Origin of the sequence: Algoriphagus chordae (genome assembly GCF_003254055.1) — a bacterium.
GTDB classification, from domain to species: domain Bacteria; phylum Bacteroidota; class Bacteroidia; order Cytophagales; family Cyclobacteriaceae; genus Algoriphagus; species Algoriphagus chordae.
In genome coordinates this window covers 1-1,277 of the sequence record NZ_QKZT01000046.1, presented here as the reverse complement: position 1 = coordinate 1,277, position 1,277 = coordinate 1, and the positions used below count along the sequence as shown (strand labels likewise).

Sequence of the window (1,277 nt, the reverse complement as noted above, 5' to 3'; positions counted from 1 at the left end):
CTGATCTGGAACAACTGATCGGATGGCTCCAAAATCATGGGGTTACCCATGTGGCCATGGAGAGTACCGGTGTGTATTGGAAACCGGTCTATTATGTTCTAGAAGGTTATTTTGAACTATTGGTCGTGAATGCCAGGCATATCAAAAATGTCCCGGGACATAAAACCGACAAAAAGGATTCGGAATGGATTGTTAAACTCCTGCTCAGCGGACTACTGAAATCCAGCTTTGTCCCGGAGGCAACTATCCGCTTCGCCAGAACACTGTTCCGGCACCGTAAAAAATTCATCAACCAACGAAGCCGAGCTAAAAACAGGCTTCAAAATATCCTGGAAGATGCCAACATCAAGCTCTCCAGTGTGGTCAGCGATGTGTTTTCCAAAACAGGCCTGGCCATCATCGAACAGCTGTTGGCTGGAGTTGTTGATCCCTGGCAATTGGCCAATCAGGCACGGGGATCCCTGATCCGTAAAAAAGAGGAGTTGGCCAAATCACTTCATGGAAGATTCTCTGACCAGCACCGTTTCATGCTCAGGATGCTGATGGACAGTATCAGGAACCATAACCGATCCATTGAAGAACTGGAAGTCCAACTCGAGCAGGTAGTCAGTCCCTTTGTGCAGGAACTGGAACTGCTTCAGACCATCCCCGGAGTTTCCAAAATAGCATCTATCGGGATCATCTCCGAAATAGGTGTTGACATGGGCCAGTTTGTTTCTGCCAAGCACCTGGCTTCCTGGTCCGGAGTCTGTCCAGGCAATAATGAGAGTGCCGGTAAAAAAATGTCGTCTCGGGTCACTCAGGGAAACAAGTATCTCAAGACAATTCTGATAGAGACTTCCTGGGCTTCCAGTCACACGCTCAATACCTACCTGTCTTTCAGGTACTATAGCATAGCCAAACGAAGAGGAAAGAAAAAAGCGGCCATGGCTGTTGGACATGACATACTGAACGCTGCCTATCATATCCTAAAGGACAAAACCCCTTATCGGGAACCAAAATTAAGGCAGGAAATTATAGATCAACGAAGAAAATCAGAACTGGAACGTCTGGAAAGACGGATCCAAAAACTAAAAACATTAGCGTCCAATTAAAAAAAGGTCGTCTTTTTTTTGGTGGACTATACCCCGTGCATAAAACTGATATCAGACGCTAAGAACCCACAGTTGTTGCCATAGAGCACGTAGAAAAAATTTTTCTCTCGAGAAATCCTTTAGCTGATCCTGATGTCCTGGAATTACTATGGGGTATTTGCTGAGACTTTCAGAAAAAAAAAC

The 1,277-nt window shown here is 45.5% G+C and carries 1 protein-coding gene; it reads left to right on the top strand.

Translation table 11 applies throughout. From position 1 onward, the window contains the following. Positions 1-1,094, top strand: a 1,094-nt coding sequence (locus LV85_RS21955; RefSeq protein ID WP_111323495.1) for an IS110 family RNA-guided transposase, incomplete at its 5' end; no start/stop codon positions are given. Between the last annotated feature and the right edge of the window lie 183 nt (positions 1,095-1,277).